The sequence below is a fragment of the Rhodococcus sp. GA1 genome, assembly GCF_024321955.1.
GTDB classification, from domain to species: Bacteria; Actinomycetota; Actinomycetes; order Mycobacteriales; family Mycobacteriaceae; genus Rhodococcus; species Rhodococcus pyridinivorans.
Genome location: NZ_CP097188.1, coordinates 24,692 through 43,438, shown reverse-complemented (window position 1 = coordinate 43,438; position 18,747 = coordinate 24,692). Strand labels below are relative to the sequence as shown.

Genomic DNA, 18,747 nt, shown 5'->3' with positions numbered 1-18,747 from the left:
CCCGAACTATGAATGCACGCAAGGCTCCTACATCGAAGGGCCCGACGCCGGTCGAGAGGATTAAGCACGGCGACAAGCGCACCAACCTGCCGACTGCCGACGCCCACGAGTTCGTCACCCCCGAGATCGAGGCACCTCGGACCCTCCTCTATCCGCGGGACACCTCGCTGGATCCACAGCTGGTGTGGAAGGGCAAGGACGAGCAGGACTCGCGCGACCTTGAGATCGATGCTCCACCGATCTTCATCCAGGAGAAGATTGATCCACGCGTCCTAGTCGAAAACCTTCGCCAGACCGCAAAGGGCGGTCAACTCGAGCCTGAACTGACGATGTTCGATGTTTTCGACGGTCTCGACGAATACGATGCCGTCGACTTCTATCGCCACTCCGCGAACTGGTCCAACCGCATGATCCTCGGCGACTCTCTTCAGGTCATGGGTTCCCTCGCCGAACGCGAAAACCTACGTGGCAAAGTTCAGATGGTCTACATTGACCCGCCGTATGGCATCAAGTTCGGCTCCAACTTCCAGAGCTCGGCTCGTAACCGGTCGGTAACCGACGGTAAGGTCCAACACGTCACGCGTGACGCAGAGATGATCAAGGCTTTCCGTGACACTTGGGAGTACGGGATCAACTCGTACCTGTCGTATCTCCGCGACCGTCTGGTCGCGGCACATGATCTCCTCACCGAATCCGGTTCCGTATTCGTCCAGATCAGCGAGGAGAACCTGCACATGGTGCGCGGTCTTCTCGACGAGGTATTCGGACGGGACAACTATTACTCGACCATCGTGGTCCAGAAGACAACCGGTGCGGGAAGCCCTGGCGAGCTGCGCAGCATTCCCAGCGTCGCAGATTTCGTCCTGTGGTACGCGAAGGATAAGGAGCGGGTGAAGTACCGCGCATTGTGGAAAGAGAAGAGAGCTGGCCAGGAAGGCGGGAGCCTCTACACAAGTGTGCGACTCGCAGACGGTACTTCTCGGCCGCTCTCCAAGGATGAGAAGAACGGCGGACCATTGCCGGACGGAGCGCGGATTTTCGGGGTAGACAATCTCACATCCTCATCCGGTGTGGACAAGACGCGCTACCCAGTAACTATCAACGGCCGTACATACCAGCCACACCCGAACGTTTGGAAAACCAGTGAAGAGGGCATGAAGCGACTCATCCTCGCTGGCCGGGTACATGCAGGTACTGGAAAGAACCTGGGGTATATCCGCTACTTGGACGACTTCCCGGCGTATCCCCTGGTCAATATGTGGACTGATACTGTCGGGCAGAACCAGTTCGGCGGGGACAAGCTCTACGTAGTCCAGACTGCGAACAAGGTGATCGAGCGGTGTTTGCTAATGAGCACCGACCCCGGCGACCTGGTTCTTGACCCAACATGCGGCTCAGGTACTACAGCGACAGTTGCCGAGCAGTACGGTCGTAGATGGATCACCATCGATACTTCCCGTGTCGCAGTAGCGATTGCCCGACAGCGCCTGATGGCAGCGAAGTATCCGTACTTTCTACTCAGCGATTCAGATGCCGGTCGTCGCAAGGAATTTGAGTTGTCGGCCCACTCGGCCCCAACGGCACCTGCAACTAACGACATCCGTCATGGATTTGTCTACGAACGCATCCCCCACGTCATGCTGCGATCGATCGCTAACAATCCCGACTTGGTTGAGGGCATGACGCAAGCCGAAATTGACAAGACAATCGCGCGCCATGCGGACCAAGAACTTCTCTACGACCGACCCTACGAAGACAACAGAAAGGTGCGAGTGGCGGGCCCGTTCACGGTCGAGTCGTTGTCGCCGCACCGTTCTACCTCGTTTGACAGTCCAGACCAAGCCGCTACTAAAGCCTCTACGAGTAAGCAGTACGAGCTCGGTGACGAAGTAACGAACGACGAGTCGTTCGAGCAGATGATTCTTGCGAACCTCGCGGCGGCCGGCATCCAGAACGGCCGTAAGTCGGAACGCATGAAACTCGAGACGCCCGAGGCATATCCAGGACAGTTCATTCAGGCCGTTGCTACTCAAGTCGTGGATGACAGCAGTGCTGCGCCGCTCAGGGTGGGGTTGGCGCTGGGTCCGCAATACGGGACGGTATCTCCCCGGTTCGTGAAGGATGCAGCACGAGAGGCGCTCGCAGCCTCAGATATTGATGTCCTCGCTGTGCTGGCATTCGCGTTCGACCCCGCAGCAAGCGGGGTGAAGACGGCAGACGGGGGCGGAGATCTGGAGAAGACCGACGACTTCGCCGAGGTCGCAGCCTCACGGAACCTGGGCCGACTACCGGTGCTGTTTGTGCGGATGAACCCGGATCTATTGATGGGTGACGAGCTCAAGAAGACGGGATCCGGAAACATGTTCATGGTGTTCGGCGAGCCGGACATTGAGTTGCGCCGTGACGGCGACGAGGTCGTGGTGGATCTACTTGGTGTGGACGTCTACGATCCGAACACCGGGAAGGTACGCAGTAGCGACACTTCGCAGATCGCGCTGTGGATGATCGATACCGACTACAACGCTGAGTCGTTTTTCGTCCGACACTGCTACTTCACTGGCGGGAACAAGCCCTACGAACAACTGAAACGTGCATTGAAGGCTGACATCGACGTTGACGCATGGGAGTCGCTGTACTCGACGACGTCCCGCCCGTTCCCGGCGCCGAGCACTGGACGTGTCGCGGTGAAGGTGATCAATGACTACGGCGATGAGGTGATGAAGGTCTTCGCCGTCGAGTAGTCGTCTCCACGATGGACGACAGGTATCGCGCCCTCTGAGCGTCGATGCCAAAGGTTGGGTGTGGTCACCTGAGTAGGCCCCAGTTCGGCCGTTGATTGTCACGAATTCCGGCCCCCCGGCTGAGGCGGCCGGTGGCCGCGGACGGGTGGTGCGGCGTGTCGGCACGAATCTTGGCCCCATCCGAGTTCGGATTTTCCAGGGCGCTCATGGTTGCGCAACGCCGCGATCGCTGCTTCGAACTCCTTCCTCGGGCATCGGGATTGAGCCGTCCTACGCCGTGATGAAATCCTTACGCGACTATGTCAGGGAGTCGGCCGAGTAGAGAGGCGAGATCGTCGCGCACGACGACGCCGAGGGGTGTCTGCGTCCGTCGTCCGTGTTCGGTGACTATCACCGCCACCAGCGAGTCGGCATCGTCGCCCTTGCGGAACTCGTCGATGATCGCCGCGACAGTCACGGTGCGGGCGCGGTGTGTTTGGGACGCCTTTCGGAAAGCGCGGTTCTGATGATCGGGTAGCGGTCGGACGGGTATCGGATAGCGGAGTTCACCCGTCCGACCGCTGGGCCGCTATGGCGTTGCCGTGGCGAGGTGTCGTCTCATGTTCGGGCCGTCGAGGGCGATGATCTCGGCGCCGGCGACGATCCGGTTGAGGATCGATTCGGCGATGACCGCGTCTTGGAGCGACTTGTACCAATCTGGCGGATCGAACTGCGAGGTCACCAGCGTCGAGCCCCGCCCCTCCCGAGCGGCAAGGATGTTGAGCAGCTCCGCCGCGGTGTGCGGGGCCACCGGCGTGGTCAGGAAATCGTCCAGCACTAGCAGGTCGCAGTTGTGCAGATCAGTGAGGAAGTCCAGCCTGCGCTGCGAGGTCGGCTCCAGCACGGCGAGCCGGTTGGCCAGGTCGTCGAGCCGGAAGAACCTCGCGGTGTAGTACTTTCGGCACGCGGCATTGAGAAGCGCCTGGGCGAGGTAGGTCTTGCCCACGCTGGATTGGCCGAGCACGACGAGATTGCGAGTGGCGTCGATCCATTGACAGCTGGAAAGTCGTGCGATTAGCTCGCGGTTGACGTTGCGGTCAGGCAGGTAGCGGATCTCTTCTACGCAGGCGTCAGGGTTTGGCGATCTGGAGGCCTTGAGTAGTTTCTGGGTCCGGCGTTCCTGCCTGGCCGTGATCTCTTTGTCCAGGGCGTGGAAGATCTTCTCCGAGAAGGTCCACTCGTCGCAGGCGGGATCGTTGGCCAGGTCAATGACGGTCTGGCCGAACGCGGTCATCCGCAGCTGCGTGAACAGCGGCATGTCGGCGTCGGTGAGATGACGATCAGTCACTGCAGCTCCTCCTGCCCCGCAGTGCCGCTGCTCGGGCCTCCGGTGAGGGCGGCGAGGCTGAACTGCTCGGGCCCGGCCAGATGCGCCCCGGTGGTATCTCGCCGACCCGGCGGCGGCTCCAGCCGGTCCGTCGTAGCCGCCACCGCCGGCTGCGTGGTGGTGGGCCGGGCGGCGGCCTGGGTCCTCAGGGCCGCCAGCTGCTGCTTGACGGCGGTGTAGCTGATCGCCCGGCGTGAGGTCTCGGAGACGAGTTGGCCACAGGCCCGCTCGAGCAGCATCTTGTTGTCCCCGCGGGCCAGGGCGAGGATGTTCTGGCACGAACGGTAGCCCTGAGCCTCGATCCGCTGGCGATCCAGGACCTCACTGATCGCAGCCACGGTGTGCGGTCCGATCTTGTGGGCCTGGCGCACGAAATACGCCCGCGACCACAGGTCCGATGACTGCAGATGCTGCGCGGGAACATGGTCGGGATCGGTGACGAAGGCGTGCCGCCTACCGGAGACGGTGTGGGAGGCGATGATCTCGCCGCCAGCCATGACCACCAGTGTGGGGCCGGTGATCTTCACGTCGACGTGCTGGCCGGTGAAGGTGTAGGGCACCGAGTACTTCACCGTGGCGATCTCCACGTGATAGTCCCGGTTGACCTTGGACTTCTTCCAGATGACCGGCTGCCAGCGGACCTCGGGCAGAGCGATCAGCTCCGACTGCTCGTGCTCGGTGAACAGCTCGCGGCGGCTGGTCTTCTGGCCGCGGAACGGGATCCGGTCGTTGATCGCCTCCACCTCGGCGGCGATCGCCTCGTTCAGATCGTCCAGGCTGGCGAAGCGCCGATCGGCCAGCCGTCCGATCACCCAGTTCGTCACCACCTTCACCCCGGCCTCGACGTTGCCCTTGTCCGTCGGGCGCACCGGCCGAGTGGGCACGGCGGCGGTGTGGTGGTACTCGAGGAAGTCACGGTATTCACGGTTGACCTCGCGGGCCCGGTCGCCGCGGGCGATCTGGTTCGATGCCGTCGAGGCGTTGTCCGGGACGATCACTTGCGCCGCGCCGCCGAAGTACTCGAAGGCCTGCAGGTGCGCGTCGAGCCAGTTCGCCATCTTCTCGTCCACGCAGCCGCACGCGAAGACCATCCCCGAGTACGGCAGCGACGCAACGAACACCGAGACCGTGGTCTTGGTACCGAGGACGGGGTCGAAGATCGCCATCTTTGTGCCCGCCCAGTCGACCTGCATCGTGTGCCCGGGCACGTGCGCGATCCGCATCGTCAGCTCGTTGACCTCGACGTACTCGCCGACGATCTGGCAGAACCGCTGATAGCTGTAGTGCCGCTGCCCCGGCGATCCGTCGCTGTCGAGGTAGTTGGCCCACAGCACCCGCAGCGGCAGCTTGTTCTTGCCCGTGCGCTTCTTCACGGTCGCCGCCACGTCGAAGGCGACGAACTCCTTCGACGGCGTCTTGCGCCCATCTGCGAACAAGACGTCGATCTCCTCGCCGCTGAGCGCCTCGACCTGGCTCGTGGCGGTCAACCCGTGCTCGTGGCAGACCTTCTTCGCCTTCGCGACAGTGCGATGCGAGCAACCCGCGATCGCCTCGATGTCCCGGTAGGACCTGTCCTGCAGCAGTAGCGACATCACCAATCGGTAATCAGTCACCCGTGCCTCCTGTTCGGATCCACGCGCAGCCTTGTTGCCACGCGTAGAACCGACACGAGCACACGAGGACCGGCACCGCTATCCGATGCTCATACTCGCGCTACCCGATCATCAGAACCCTGCTTTCCGAAGCACGTCCCTAACACGCGGTGGACAACCTTCTCGGTCGGCTCGACATAATCGAGTACTTCCCGCACCCGAACCCGGTCGACCAGGATCTCCCCGGCATCGCTGATCTGCGCGGCCAGCCACCTGGCGACGGCGTTGGTAGTCAACAAACTCAAATAGCTGCCGTTCTCGTAGACCGGCAGCTGGGAATAGGTGTACTGCGCCATCTCACGTAACGCTTCGCGCAGCGGCTCGTCCGGCGTTGCCGTGATCACCCCTGTGGACCGCAGGCACTGCCCGATCCGGACAGGGTTGAGCAGTTCACGGTGGATGTCGCGCAACGAATCGACCGTCGTCGCCCGTGGCGTGGCAATGGGGGCGCCCTCACGATAACGATCGTGCGAGATTGCGTTGCGCAACTTCCGGAATGCGGACAATGCGCGATAGTAGCGACGAACGAGCGGGTCCCGATCCCGGGCGGCATCGAGGATTTCGTCCATACCGGCGCGCCATCTCGGGAAGCGTGTCCTTGTGCCGCAAGTACTGTTCGATATCGGCCCAAAGGTCGAGGAACTCGCGAGCCAGGTCAGGTGAATCCGATGCGGTCACTTTCCCATCGTGACCCGCTGCGGCGTTGCCGCAAAGCAGTAGCGGCTCAGGAATCCCTGATCATTGCCGGATCGTGATGGCGGATTGCCAGCACGGGGATATGCGTCCTCGATACCGTGGAGCAAACCTCGATGTCCGGAGGCAGCATGCCGAAACGAGCCGCCAGCGGGCGCACGATCGCACTCGAAGAAGCCATCGCCGCCGCAGGCGATGAACAGTCCGCCACCCTCGGCCTTCCAGACGAGGTCGAGCTGGGTAAGGTCTCGTTCACCTTCATGTTCGACACCGGAAATGGATTTTCTGCTCAGGACATCACGTTCGCCTGGGAGGGTGTTGCGTGGCTCACCTGGACTCAGGACATCTCCGAACACGAAGGCGGGCTGTCCCCCGGCTCGAGTGCCCCGGTCCACGGCTGGGCGTCGTGGAGCAATGGATCCGACCTGCTCTTGGCCTACACCTGGCCCGAAGTCGGCACCGACGGGTGGGCGCACATCCCCGGCGGTGCGCCGGGGGAGAAAGGCGAGCATCCCGAGGAGGTACTTTATGAACCGCGAGCCTGGGTCGAGCTGGCCAGAACAATCGTCAGTGTCCTGTACGGCAATGAAGTGCCTGAACGGACCGGCCGGACCTACCCTTGACACGCCGCTGGTGAGTGGCCGCCTCGGTGAAAGGCGCCGTACCCCCCGCTTATATGGGTTCTACGTCAACTTCCGTCTATCGACTGCCAAGGATTCTTATCGACCGCAACGACGGTGTCGTATAGGCACGTGTACTCCGTTTTTCCATCCCCGGGGCGACGTCAGTGGGAAGGGGTGTGTCTCGCGAGTGAGGGATAGTAGGGGAAAGTGGTACCGTTAGGATGCCCAAGGCACTAGCCGAGGGAAGTGGTTCGTGTAGGAGGTCTCCGGAGCGTAAGTACCCCTGTGGGGCAGCTCCACCTAGCGGTTTCCAGCCTTGCGCGCCCATCCTGCTTCAGAAGAACCCCATCCATAGGTGGGGTTCTTCTCGTTGTCAAAGCCTGGACACCTCGATCCGGTGCGCAATTTTCGCCCTCATCTGGCCACCGCGGCCCCAGGCCCATGCGTGGATATCGGGAAGCCACAGCAGCGGATCGCTCGGGGAAGCATGGTCGTAGACGAACGGCACGTCGGCGCCCAACGCGTCGCGGATCGTCCGATTGTCCTCTCGGTCCTGATTGCAGGATTCGATGAGGACCCGACTCACCGAGAGCGTTGCCAGATCCCGAACAGCTGCCCCGAGAGTGAGATCGCGGGCGCTTCGTTCGGGCATCTTTCCCGATTTCACGATGTAGAGGCGACTGGCCGCGTCGAGCTTCGCTACCTCGGTGACCAGCTTCGGCGCGTCCTTCTTGCTGACGGACTTCATGTGTATACGTGCGCTGCCTCGCGGACGCAGCGCATCCACCTGTTTACGTAGGGCCGCGACGTCGCCGGCGGCGACGGTGACAGCGCAGAGCATGTAGCAGTCACGCTTGGACTCGTCAATGAATGCGTGCACAGCCCGGAATCTTGTCAGTGGGGGGTGCAAGGTGAGTCGGGCTGCCGAACCAGGTCGTCGTTGTGTCGGCGACGACGGGTCCCGTCCTTGTGAGTTTCCGACCCACGCCCGTAGTTACGGGTTCTGTACAGATTTCCGTCATCGGAAGCTAACCTCCGCCAACTCGATGAGTTGTTCGAGGTCGAGGCGGTAGGCATCGAGAGAGTATCCCCGGCTCTTGGCTCGGGCGGTGATGATCGGCTGGTAGGTGTCGAGCAGAAGTCGGTAGAAGGGCAAGTATCGGTGGTGAGAGTTGCCGTCGTCACCGATCTCCTCCAAGCGAGGTCCGATTTCCGCCCACCTCCTGCCGCGCACCAGATATTGCACATATGACAGCAGCCGGCCTTCCAGTTCGTCGCTGATGTCGAATCCCTGGAACCGCAGCCGGTCGATGCGTTCTTCCCCGAGGACGGCTCGATCAGCGGGGCTGAGCGTCTCGATGCTTGCGCTCAGGACGCGGAACATGTCGAGCAGGTCCCAGACCAAGGCGCATTCGGTGCGGGTGAGTTCTGGACCAACCGCGGCAAACACGTCGCCGTACTCGCCGGCGTACCCCTCCTCAAGGGTTTCGCTTCGTCGTGTGTAGTAGTCGGCCTCATCCGGATCGAGAGCGGCCAGGATCCTCGCCTGGTTCGCGAGCAGCAGCCGTTCGGTCATCGTCAGTGACTGAGGAACGTCACCACGGTGCATCTCCACGTCGCGACCGAGCAACTGATCGATCTGGTCCCGCAACAACGCGCTGACGGTCGTGCCCTTGGACTGCGCCAGCGCCTCCAGTTCTTCTCGGGTCTCGTCGTTGACGCGAAGGGTGAGGGTGGCCATCGGTTCCTCCATGTAGTCTGAACTACAAATAGAATACAGCATTTATTTTGTAATACCGCATTACGTCGCGGCGGCGTGGCGACTCTGGGTAGCTGTGCTGTTTGACGATCCTCAAACAGCACACCCCGAAACGGTCCGGCACTTGATCGTGTCCTGCGGAAGGCGGCCGTGCGACCGTCCTGTTTAACCGTCCTGCATGTTGGTCTCGTACAGCTGACCTAAACAGCACTATCGTCGCCTCATGGACGGAATCCTGATCGGCTATGCCCGATGCAGCACCGCGGGCCAAGATCTGCGAGCGCAACGCACAGCCCTCAAACGCCTCGGAGTCCCCGACGACCGGATCTACACCGACAAGGGCTACACCGGCCGCAACCGACACCGACCCGGTCTGCGTGAAGCACTCGCCGCCTGCCGCGAAGGCGACACCCTCGTCGTCTCCAAACTCGACCGCCTCGGCCGCTCCGCCGTCGACCTCCGGGCGATCGCCGACGAACTCGAGGCCAAAGGCACCCGCCTGAGCATAGGCGGCTCCGTCCACGACCCGACCGATCCCACCGGCAAACTCTTCTTCGGCATGTTGTCGCTGATGGCCGAGTTCGAATCCGACCTCATCCGCGCCCGCACCCGCGAAGGCATGGCCGAAGCGAAGAAGGCCGGCCGACTCAAAGGCAAGCAACCGAAGCTGTCCGCCTTGCAGCGCAAACGCCTGCTCGCCGACTACGAATCCGGCGAATACACCGCCGGCCAGCTCTGCGAGATCAGCGGACTCTCGCGTTCTGCGATGTACGCAACGCTGCGCCGTGCACGAGACGAGTCGACTTTATAAATGCGACTTCATCCACTCGATCACGTCCTCGCGTCCTGACTGCATAACGGGGAGAGAACCATCACCTTCTGCCTCCCCTTCCACATTCATAGCTGTGGCACGCCAGGAATATCTAATTTCCTCGATCCCAGTTTGATCGAAAGGGACCATCAAAACCACCGCGGGCTCCGACTCGTAGGGCTTTACCTGTCTACGAAGGTCGGGAACACTAACGGTAAGGACAACGTCGTCTCCAACGGTGCCCCAGGATGAATGAAGAATTAGATTGTAAGCTGGAAAATCTGGTACGTGGACGCCAAACGGAGGGTGTGAACTCTTGGATTTCCGCAAAGGGGTCCATATATCGGTGAATCTGTCCTCGGTGGGATCGAGCCCGCGCACGCCGTAGAACACGAACTCTACTTCCAGGTCCTTGAGGACCTTGGAAGTAGAAAGTGCGACCTTTATAGGGAGTGCCGCTGCCGCTGCAATCTTTTCGTCGAAAGAAGCCAAGTTTGCGCGAGTTCGAGCGGTCCATCCTTCCATTTCTTCGGCTGGGTTAACCGATGAGCCTGAATTAATGGAGACGAAGGAACGGGCAATTACGTCATTGGCTGAGGGAATTCCTTCCCGCTTCTTCTCGCGTTCCAATTCATTATCAATGAGCACTTCGATGAACTCGGGAAGATCCGGATGATGCCAAACTTCATTTTCGTCCAGAGAGACTTCGAGATCCAGTTTTGAAACAGACGCAGCGGGGACTGGCTGAAGCGTATTTCCTCTAGTCTTCAGAATTCGAGCGTCGCGCCAAAGTGTTGCCTCAACCTTATCGATCAAGGATTCAAGCGAGTTATACGTGTGATACAACCCGCTCGTATTTTCGTGGAAAGTCTCTCGATACGTCTTGAGCTTGCCCCAGTCCGCCATCTTCTCGGTGCTGCCGGCGATCGTCATCGGGAGGCTGTCGCCCTGCCAGAAGAACATGTGTGCCATCCCGGTCTCACTCCGAGCCTCGGCCTCTTCGACGGTGCCCGAATATTCGTTCCGCGGAGTCGGGGTGCCGAGGCGGTATTTGAACAACGCGAGGATCACGTCTGCATGATTGGTGATCTGCTCGTTGATGATCGCCTGACCATCGACACCTGCACGTAGGACCGGGACCGTATCGGTCGAATAGTGCTGGGGGACGAACACGACGCCCTCATCCCTGGCGTGGCTGCTGTTCCATTTCGCGATGGTGGCCCTGACTGCTTCAACTTCTTGTTCGGTGTCGGCAGGACCCGAAATCATCACAAGTGCAGCTACCGCATGGAACGTCATGAGCGTAGTGAACCACCCAACGCCGACTGGCTCCGAGACGGTCTCGGTTCGGGGATGTCGAGGCCGAGAAAGTGTCCTGTCTCCGGGGGAAATCCGCCCCCGGACCCCCTTCGGGTCGTGTCGGGTGTTGACGAGCAGTGTGTTCGAGGGGTGGTGTGGCAGTCGGATCTTTGCCTCGTTGGTCTCGAGGCCGGCAAACGTATGCTCCCGCGGCCGGCGGACGGTGCCCCCTCGCCCTGGCTAGGAGTGTGCCCCGGCTCGTCTGCTGTGTGTCGGCTCTACCGATCCCGGAGGCTCCGCCCCCGGACCCCTATCCCTCCCTCCCAAGGTTCCCGCCGCTCCGCGTGCACCGCGCCCGGTCGCCACACCACGGCCCTACCGGACCCGCCGACCACCGAGCAAGGGAAAACCCGCCCTTGCCCGGCAGTCACCGCGCCCGGTTCACCAGGCCGCACCGACCGACCGAGGTACCCGCTCCACCACCGCCACCGAACCACCCCGATACACCCGCAAAACCGCAGGTCAGAGCCAAAAAACGTGTGACCGGCATCACCAGAAAAGCACCGGAAAGGCACCAGCAAAACATCGAAAAAGCATCAAAACAGATGTAAACTAGGGTCATGAACAACAACGAGAACGCCCCCGTTACCCGCCTCAACACCGCCCAGTTCATCGAAGGCATCCCCGCCTTCCTCGGCATGGTCCCGAACGAATCCCTCGTCATCGCACTGATCGATCCCCAGGGAACGACCGGCCCCTTCGCCCGCCTCGACCACGCCACCGCCACCGCCGTTGTCGCTCTCGACAAGCTCATGGCCGCCGCCGAATCCGCCGACTTCAACGCCACCATCGCCGCGCTCGTCAGCATCCACCCCAACGGCGACACCGCAGAGGAAACCCTTCTCGCCGCCACCCGCCACGCCTACACACTCGGTCTGGCCGTGCCCATCGCCGCCGTCCTGCCCGAGTACACCGCCGGTGAGACCTTCTTCAACTTCCCCAGCGCCGAATCCGGAGAACTCGGCGACATCCTCGCGAGCACCGTTGCTGTCCTCGGAGTCATCGACGGCCGCGCACCCATTGCCCCCAGCCGCGACGCCCTCGCCGCCGAACTCGCACCCGCCGAAGACCTCGGAGTGTTGTTCGAGCGCCAGTGGGACGCGCGCCAGGCCCGCGCCCAGGCTCCCGAAATCACCGACGCCGCGAACCTCGAGACGCTGCGCGACGCCATCGAAGCACCCCGCGAGCTGACCTACCCCGAAGCCGTCGCCGTCGCGATCACCCTCACCGACAACCCCCGCGCCCGCGACGTGGCCCTGTACTTCTCCCGCAACGTCGCCGCCGTCGCCATCCTGACCGACGCCGCCCGCAAGACCTCCGGCTACGCCCGCTTTACGATCCTGTCCGTCCTCGCCGCCGTCGCCTACGCACACGGCTACGGAGTCCGCGCCGCCGTCGCCCTCGACGCCATCGAGAACGGAGTAGCGCACGAGACCCAGATCCCCAAGCTCGCGCTTCTCATCCGCCAAGTCGTCGACCACGGCCTGCACGCCAAGGGAGTGCAAGAAGTCCTCGACGCCGGTCGAAACGTCCTCCCCGAATTCGGATTCACCCCCGAGGACTGACAACCCAGCACGAGGCCCCCGCACCGATCCGGTGCGGGGGCCTCGCCCTATCTCCAACCCACCAACGAACCCGCCCGCACCTCCGCAGCGCGCAGGGCCGAGCTCAGGGCATCGAGCCCCTTCGCCCGGCTTCTCCCGCAGCCCGCGCACGGATCCGCGCCACCGTGCCGGGACGACACCCAACCGCAGTGCGACGACCGCGCATCGTCACGGTGCGATTCAGGCGAGCCGTCAGAGAATGTCCGGCTTATCCGAGAAGCAGATGTCGATGCCGCGAGTGCAGGGTACGTCCAGCACCGGTATGCCGGCGACCGCCGCATCGAGGGCCAGATCCGAAATCCGCATCACCTCGAGCACGGCACCGAGCAATGCCGCTTCCGCTTCACTGCGCTGCATGAGAACCCCTAACGTCTCCGAAACCGCCTCGACTCGCGTGCAGCGGTCATCTCTCATCATCGAATATCCACCGTGGTCGCACCAATCGCCTCGACACATCAGATGACGATCGCCTGCCAACTACCACAGCGTTCCTTGCGCCCCGTCGTACAGGGCTGTCTCGATCGCGTGCTGATCCCAGCCATATCGCAACACCGCATCGCGCACCGCTCGTGAGCGTCGAGCACGTTCGGCACGGTCGGCACCGAACCACAACCGCCGGCCCCCCGCCGCGACCCTTACGCCCCATGTCCGCCATGTTCTCAGCGGCCGACGCGAGCACCACATGGGCAGCGAAGGCATCACCGTCGCCCGTGTTGACGCACAGCGGATTGTCACAACGCCGGTGCATCGCCACTTCGTCGTCGTCGAGGCCACGTTCCAGCTCCACAGCGAGCGCGTAACGGTGCGGCCGCACCACGATCTGATGACCGTCTCGATCTATCCAGAACCGTCCGTAGCCGTCGTCAACGAGCGCACCGATCCAGAGGTGACAGGAATCCAAGTCCGGTCCGTACACCACGCGTTGGAAGAAGCGAGTCCGTTCGATCTCGTCTCCTGGCTCCCACCGCACAGTGGCTCCGTCTCTGACCTCGCGCTGTTGCTTGCTGCCTCCGATCAGGAGCCGGAAGCAGCTACAGGCACGTCGGGCGTCGGTTCCTTCGCCTCACTGCCGCCCTCGCTCGATCCTTGTGCGGGAGGCGTCGAGTCGTTGTTCTCTTCGGCCAGCTTCACCAACCGGCGCACCATCGCCACGTCCAGATCGACGAGTTCGGAGATCGAGGTCGCGGTCTCGCTACGTCCAGCAACCTGCGCCAGCGACCTGCCCGCCGCGAGTTCGGCCGCAGCCTTCTTCTTCTCGAACTCCTCGTTCGCCTTGGCGATCGCCGCATCACGACGAACAGCGGCCTTGTCCACCTTCTCCAGCGACGCCAATGCGCGCTCGAGGTCGCGCTGGTTGTCGCTGATCCGCTTGAGCAATTCAGCGCGCCGTTCCGACAGCTTCGACCGTGCCTGACTGCGTGCCGAGATCACCTTCGTCTCGTTGTGCACCGCATCCCCCGAACCACTCACTGCGACACCCTTCCCGTCTACAACAACTCACGCCGAGTCTAAACCAGCAACCCGACCAAACCCGTCGCTTCGCCGGAGCGGTCTGCGACCGCCGGCTACACCGATCTACATCGCACCGTATCCGGGCACCAGCAACAGAAGAAAGGGGACACACCTCTTGCAGTTTTACTGACATTCGGGAAACCCGCTCCCAACCTGCGCGTTTCCACCGCTAAGATCGAGCCCGTGATGACCCTCCACGTCCTGCACGCAGCGGACGGCTACGAGTACCTGACACGTCAGGTAGCCACAGCCGACCGCGAGCGTGAACGTGGAGCAGAACTGACCGACTACTACACCGCGCACGGAACACCGCCCGGTGAATGGTTCGGCTCAGGAGTGGACGGTTTGAACGACCTTCTCGACGACATCCACGTCGAGAACGCCGACCGGATCTCCGTCGGAGATGTCGTCACCGAGGCGCAAATGAAGGCCCTGTTCGGCGAAGGACTCCACCCGAATGCCGACGCCCTGATCGCCGAACTCATCGACCGGGGCGTCCCCTCCGAGGACGCAATCCGGCTCGCCCGACTCGGACGGAAGTTCCCGACCTTCAAGAACAACGTCGAGCTGTTCGACCGACATGCTGCCGAAATCGCCGAGTACACCGACACCCACGGACACGCCCCGAGCCCGGACGAATCCGCTGCGATCCGCGACCGCATCGCCGGAGGAATGTTCCAGGACAAGCACGGCCAGCCGGTGGCGAACGAGGCCGAATTGCGGAACTGGATCGCCCACGAGAAGGGCAAAGTCCGCCACCCGGTAGCCGGCCACGACCTGGTTTTCACACCGCCCAAGAGCGTGTCGAGCCTGTGGGCACTGGCACCGAACAAGACGCGCATCGAGATCGAGCGCATCGTCGATGCCACGGTGAAAGACACCCTCCGGTGGCTCGAAGAGAACGCCTGCTTCACCCGCGTCGGCCGCAACGGCGAGGAGCAAATCGACACCAACGGCTTCGTCGCCACCCTCTACAAGCACTTCGATTCCCGCTGCGGGGACCCCAACCTGCACACCCACGCGGTCGTGTCGATCAAGACCCAGGGTGCCGAAGACGGCAAGTGGCGAGCCGTCGACGGATCGACAATGTTCCGCTTCGCCGTCGCCGCCTCGCAGCGATTCAACGCCGAAGTGATGCAACGCCTGAGCACCGAACTCGGCCTCGAGCTGACCCACCGCGAGATCGAGCAGGGAAAGCAACCCGTCGTCGAACTGGCCGCTATTCCCCGCAACATGCTCGAGATGTTCAGCTCCCGCCGCAGCGCAATCGAGGCCCGACGCGACGAACTCGTGACTGAGTACCGCGCCAAGTACCAGCGGATGCCCGCCGCCAAGACGATGTATCAGCTCTATCAGCAGGCCACTCTCGACACCCGCGAAGGCAAGGCCGACGCGAAATCACTCGCGGAGATGCGCGCAGAATGGCGCGAGAAAGCCGCCGAAATACTCGGCGGAAACGAGGCCGTCGATCAGCTCGTCCGCGACGCCTTGGCTGCCGGTCACGCCCCGATGCCCCAGCGCCGCGGCCTCGACGACGACGCCCACGACGTGATTACCAAGCTCGAATCCAAGCGCTCGCGGTGGCAACTGCCGCATATCGCCTCCGCTGTCCAGGCCCACCTCGGCGGCGAGACGTTCCCCGACCTGGATACCTACCGGACGGCAGTCGATCGACTCACCAGCCGGGTCATGGAGTTGTCGGTGACCACCCCACGGGTCGAACTGCCCGCGATCCCGAGGCGTCTGCGCCGACGTAATGGCGACTTCGTTCTGTCCCACCACGGCAGCCACAAGCACAGCTCCCAGCGCATCCTCGACGCCGAAACGATGCTCGTATCGGCCACCAGCGAACCCACCGTCTTCACCGCCCGCACCGCCTCGATCCACGAGGTGTACGAGACGATGCGCGCCGAGACCGGGCGCAACCTCAACGCCGGGCAGCGCACCCTGACCGAGCACTTCCTGCAATCCGGGGCACTGCTGGCCGTCGGTGTCGGGCCCGCAGGAACCGGCAAGACCACCAGCATGAAGGCCGTCGTGCAGGCATGGCAGAGCGAAGGCCGTGGCGTCATAGCCCTCGCACCCTCTGCGGTCGCCGCCGAAACACTCGGCGAAGAAGTCGGTGTCACCGGCCTGACCCTGGCCTCCCTGACCTATCCCTGGCGTGGTCTCGTCGGCAGTAGCCCCGGCACACTTCCGGCCGGCATCGACATCGCACCGGGCACGATGCTGCTCGTCGACGAAGCCTCCCTTGCCTCCACCCTCGACCTCGCCGCCGTCGTCGAGATCGCCAAGGAACGTGGCGCAGTCGTCCGCCTGCTTGGTGACCCGGCCCAGCTCGACGCTGTGGAGACCGGCGGAATGCTGCGCTATCTGGCGCAGAACACCGACGCTCCCGAGCTCGACACCGTGGTCCGATTCGGCAACGACACCGCCCAAGCCGAAAACTCGATGCTGCTGCGATCCGGTGACTCCACCGGCCTGGACCTGATCTACGAACGCGATCTCGTGCGCGAAGGAACGCGCGAAGAAATGATCGGCGAGGCCGTCGAGAACTACCTCCACGACCTCGCAGATGGCAAAGAGTCCATCGTCATGCTGCCCACCCGTGAGGACGTCAAGGCTGCCAACGTCCAAGTCCAGGCCGTGCGCCGCCACGACGGAATCAGCGACGAATCCACCACCGTCGCCCTCGCCGACGAACTCACCGCCGGGCGCGGAGACATCGTGCTTACCCGCAGCAACCGCCGCGATCTGAACCCCTCCGGCGGAAAGAAAGCCGGAGCGTTCGTGCGAAACGGCGACCTGTGGGAAGTGCTCGATGTCGTGGCCGAACGCGGCGCACTGACCGTCCGGCACCTCGAACACGGCGGCGTCATCACCCTGCCGGCCGACTACATCAGCACCCACGTGCAACTCGGCTACGCCTCCACCGTGCACCGCGCCCAGGGCGTCACCGTCGACACCGCCCACGCCATCATCACCCCCGACATGGACCGCTCCGGGCTGTATGTGGCCGTCACCCGCGCCCGGTCCGACAACCGGATCTACGTCCCGGTCGACGTGCCCGTCAATCTCGACACCGAGCGTCCGCACCTGGAAGACAAGAACGTCTCCACCGGCCGGATGATCCTCGAAACCGTCGTCGCCACCGACAACGGCCACCGCACCGCCACCGAAGAACTCGCGGAACAAGCCGTCCACTCCACCGACCCGGAGCGGCTGCGCGAGGCATATCTGGCCGCCCAACGCCGCCTCCGCGACGGCGCACTCGAGATCGAGATGCGCCGCACCCTGCCCGAACACATCGCGGCCACCATCGAAGGCACCGAGGGATGGGCACAGCTTCGCCAGGTCCTCGCCGACGCCCATGATCACGGCCACAGCACCCGCACACTACTCGGACACGCACTCGCCGAAGGCCCCCTCGCCGGAGCGAAGGACATCGGAGCGGTCCTCGCCCACCGCACCCGCGCAATTGTCGGCCAGTTCACCGAACACCCGACGTTGCCGCCGCTACCGATTCGCGACCCGCTCCACACCGACGCGGAAATGCACGACTTCGCGGTCGAATGCGCCCGCCGCTACACCGAGGTCACCGACCGTGCCGCGGCCGCAGACACCGGCATCGGCGAAGTCATCCGCCGCTACCGCGACACCTCCGCACTCCTCGAAACACAGAGAGTTCGCACCCTCGCCACCGCTGCACTCGGAGAAGAACTCGGTGCCCGCATCGCCGAAGAATCCTCCGCACGACTGCTCGCCCGCCAGCTCCACCGCGCCGCCCAAGCCGGCGTCGACCCGATCAACCTGCTCACCTGGCACCACGAACGCCTGACCGCAAACGGCGTCGACACCACTGCGGCCGCGCTGCGCTCCGACATGGCCAAGCCCCTGACCGAACTGATCGCCCGCCGCAACACCGCATGGCTCACCGAGCACGAAGAGACCATCACCGAGCACCTGCCCACGCTCGCGTTGCAGACAGACGACGAACGCGCCCAGGCCATCGCCGGACGCATCGAACACCTCCACCGCCTCAGCGGAGCGAGCATCGAGGAAGTCGTGGCCGATCTGGCGGAGCGGGCCGGAGCCACCGCCCCAGCGACCGCGCTGCTCGCCGAACTCGACCGCATCGCCGCCGACGGCCGCGACCTCACCAACCCCGACGCACCCGAATGGGTCGTCGCGCCCGTGTCCGACGCCGACAGCATCGACCCCGAACTCGCCGCCACGATCCGCGAGGACTACCGGACCATCGCCGAGCTCCATCGCGACTACCGCGACCGGCTCACCGACGACACCGCACCGATCTGGGCGCACTCGAGCCTCGGTGCCTGCCCCGACGATCCCGAACACGCTGCCCTGTGGCGGGCCGCCGTCGCGGACGCCGCTGCGTACCGCAGCACCCACCATGTGACCGATGAGGACACGCTGGTCGGGGGCCGGCCGAAGGATCGCCGTGCCGCACTCGACTGGACACACGTCGAACGTGATCGCGTACGATACGAACAGCAGCGCCAGCACGGGCACCATCGACCTGACCCGGAACCACAGCCTCGCCCCGAGTTCGAGCATGGCACGCAGAGAAGGTGGCGACCCTAGCTTCGATTTGACGAAACCGAGG

At 63.3% G+C, this 18,747-nt stretch carries 14 protein-coding genes; 5 read left to right on the top strand and 9 right to left on the bottom strand.

Features of this window, described 5'->3' with window-relative positions; translation table 11 throughout:
- Positions 1-8 precede the first annotated feature (8 nt).
- On the top strand, positions 9-2,741 hold the full coding sequence (locus tag M3330_RS24230; protein WP_161995221.1) for a site-specific DNA-methyltransferase: 2,733 nt from the start codon (positions 9-11) through the stop codon (positions 2,739-2,741).
- A 289-nt stretch (positions 2,742-3,030) separates the two neighbouring features.
- Here the strand turns inward: M3330_RS24230 and M3330_RS24225 are convergent, their stop codons facing one another.
- The 4 genes from M3330_RS24225 to M3330_RS24210 all read right to left on the bottom strand — a co-directional run bounded on the left by M3330_RS24225 (position 3,031) and on the right by M3330_RS24210 (position 6,328).
- Positions 3,031-3,198 (bottom strand): hypothetical protein, encoded by a 168-nt coding sequence (locus M3330_RS24225; protein WP_255029352.1) that lies wholly within the window; start codon positions 3,196-3,198, stop codon positions 3,031-3,033.
- Between the two features lie 111 nt (positions 3,199-3,309).
- A complete protein-coding gene (locus M3330_RS24220) occupies positions 3,310-4,068 on the bottom strand; it encodes an ATP-binding protein (protein ID WP_007633699.1) in 759 nt (252 codons plus the stop codon).
- Complete coding sequence (gene istA, locus M3330_RS24215) at positions 4,065-5,720, bottom strand: IS21 family transposase (RefSeq protein WP_247848311.1); 1,656 nt, start codon at positions 5,718-5,720, stop codon at positions 4,065-4,067. Before istA ends, M3330_RS24220 begins: the two co-directional genes overlap by 4 nt.
- An 89-nt stretch (positions 5,721-5,809) precedes the next feature.
- Positions 5,810-6,328, bottom strand: coding sequence for a CBS domain-containing protein (locus tag M3330_RS24210; protein WP_255029461.1), 519 nt, complete (start codon positions 6,326-6,328; stop codon positions 5,810-5,812).
- A 255-nt stretch (positions 6,329-6,583) separates the two neighbouring features.
- On the opposite strand from M3330_RS24210, the gene M3330_RS24205 reads away from it, so the two are divergent.
- Positions 6,584-7,075: a hypothetical protein gene (locus M3330_RS24205; protein ID WP_161995220.1), complete on the top strand. Its 492-nt coding sequence runs from the start codon at positions 6,584-6,586 to the stop codon at positions 7,073-7,075.
- A gap of 373 nt (positions 7,076-7,448) precedes the next feature.
- Here the strand turns inward: M3330_RS24205 and M3330_RS24200 are convergent, their stop codons facing one another.
- Together M3330_RS24200 and M3330_RS24195 are read right to left on the bottom strand one after the other, a co-directional pair.
- The gene (locus M3330_RS24200) at positions 7,449-7,955 is read right to left on the bottom strand and encodes a hypothetical protein (protein ID WP_255029460.1); all 507 of its coding nucleotides are present in this window, start codon (positions 7,953-7,955) and stop codon (positions 7,449-7,451) included.
- A gap of 138 nt (positions 7,956-8,093) precedes the next feature.
- Positions 8,094-8,816 carry a YfbU family protein gene (locus tag M3330_RS24195; RefSeq protein ID WP_161995219.1) on the bottom strand — a complete coding sequence of 241 codons (723 nt, stop codon included), beginning with the start codon at positions 8,814-8,816 and terminating at the stop codon, positions 8,094-8,096.
- Positions 8,817-9,057: 241 nt separating this feature from the next.
- Between M3330_RS24195 and M3330_RS24190 the strand changes: the two genes are divergently transcribed.
- Positions 9,058-9,645, top strand: a complete 588-nt coding sequence (locus M3330_RS24190; protein ID WP_006937976.1) for a recombinase family protein — start codon at positions 9,058-9,060, stop codon at positions 9,643-9,645.
- Here M3330_RS24190 and M3330_RS24185 read toward each other — a convergent pair.
- Positions 9,640-10,944 carry a hypothetical protein gene (locus M3330_RS24185; protein ID WP_162919257.1) on the bottom strand — a complete coding sequence of 435 codons (1,305 nt, stop codon included), beginning with the start codon at positions 10,942-10,944 and terminating at the stop codon, positions 9,640-9,642. The genes M3330_RS24190 and M3330_RS24185 overlap by 6 nt on opposite strands.
- 620 nt (positions 10,945-11,564) lie before the next feature.
- Between M3330_RS24185 and M3330_RS24180 the strand changes: the two genes are divergently transcribed.
- Positions 11,565-12,569: a DUF4192 family protein gene (locus M3330_RS24180; RefSeq protein ID WP_119699199.1), complete on the top strand. Its 1,005-nt coding sequence runs from the start codon at positions 11,565-11,567 to the stop codon at positions 12,567-12,569.
- A 231-nt stretch (positions 12,570-12,800) separates the two neighbouring features.
- On the opposite strand, the gene M3330_RS24175 is transcribed toward M3330_RS24180, so the two are convergent.
- Both M3330_RS24175 and M3330_RS24170 read right to left on the bottom strand, forming a co-directional pair.
- Positions 12,801-13,025 (bottom strand): hypothetical protein, encoded by a 225-nt coding sequence (locus M3330_RS24175; protein WP_119699198.1) that lies wholly within the window; start codon positions 13,023-13,025, stop codon positions 12,801-12,803.
- Positions 13,026-13,622: 597 nt separating this feature from the next.
- Entirely contained in the window at positions 13,623-14,078 is a 456-nt protein-coding gene (locus tag M3330_RS24170; RefSeq protein WP_255029458.1) for a hypothetical protein, read from the bottom strand.
- 228 nt (positions 14,079-14,306) lie between these two features.
- Between M3330_RS24170 and mobF the strand changes: the two genes are divergently transcribed.
- Positions 14,307-18,725 carry a MobF family relaxase gene (gene mobF, locus M3330_RS24165; RefSeq protein ID WP_244213157.1) on the top strand — a complete coding sequence of 1,473 codons (4,419 nt, stop codon included), beginning with the start codon at positions 14,307-14,309 and terminating at the stop codon, positions 18,723-18,725.
- Positions 18,726-18,747: the final 22 nt, after the last annotated feature.

Excerpts from the sequence above, each read along its gene's own strand:
- M3330_RS24230 (WP_161995221.1), top strand. The coding sequence starts at position 9 with ATGAATGCACGCAAGGCTCCTACATCGAAGGGCCCGACGCCGGTCGAG.
- M3330_RS24210 (WP_255029461.1), bottom strand. The coding sequence starts at position 6,328 with ATGGACGAAATCCTCGATGCCGCCCGGGATCGGGACCCGCTCGTTCGT.
- M3330_RS24205 (WP_161995220.1), top strand. The coding sequence starts at position 6,584 with ATGCCGAAACGAGCCGCCAGCGGGCGCACGATCGCACTCGAAGAAGCC.
- M3330_RS24195 (WP_161995219.1), bottom strand. The coding sequence starts at position 8,816 with ATGGCCACCCTCACCCTTCGCGTCAACGACGAGACCCGAGAAGAACTG.
- M3330_RS24190 (WP_006937976.1), top strand. The coding sequence starts at position 9,058 with ATGGACGGAATCCTGATCGGCTATGCCCGATGCAGCACCGCGGGCCAA.
- M3330_RS24185 (WP_162919257.1), bottom strand. The coding sequence starts at position 10,944 with ATGACGTTCCATGCGGTAGCTGCACTTGTGATGATTTCGGGTCCTGCC.
- M3330_RS24180 (WP_119699199.1), top strand. The coding sequence starts at position 11,565 with ATGAACAACAACGAGAACGCCCCCGTTACCCGCCTCAACACCGCCCAG.
- M3330_RS24175 (WP_119699198.1), bottom strand. The coding sequence starts at position 13,025 with ATGATGAGAGATGACCGCTGCACGCGAGTCGAGGCGGTTTCGGAGACG.
- mobF (WP_244213157.1), top strand. The coding sequence starts at position 14,307 with ATGACCCTCCACGTCCTGCACGCAGCGGACGGCTACGAGTACCTGACA.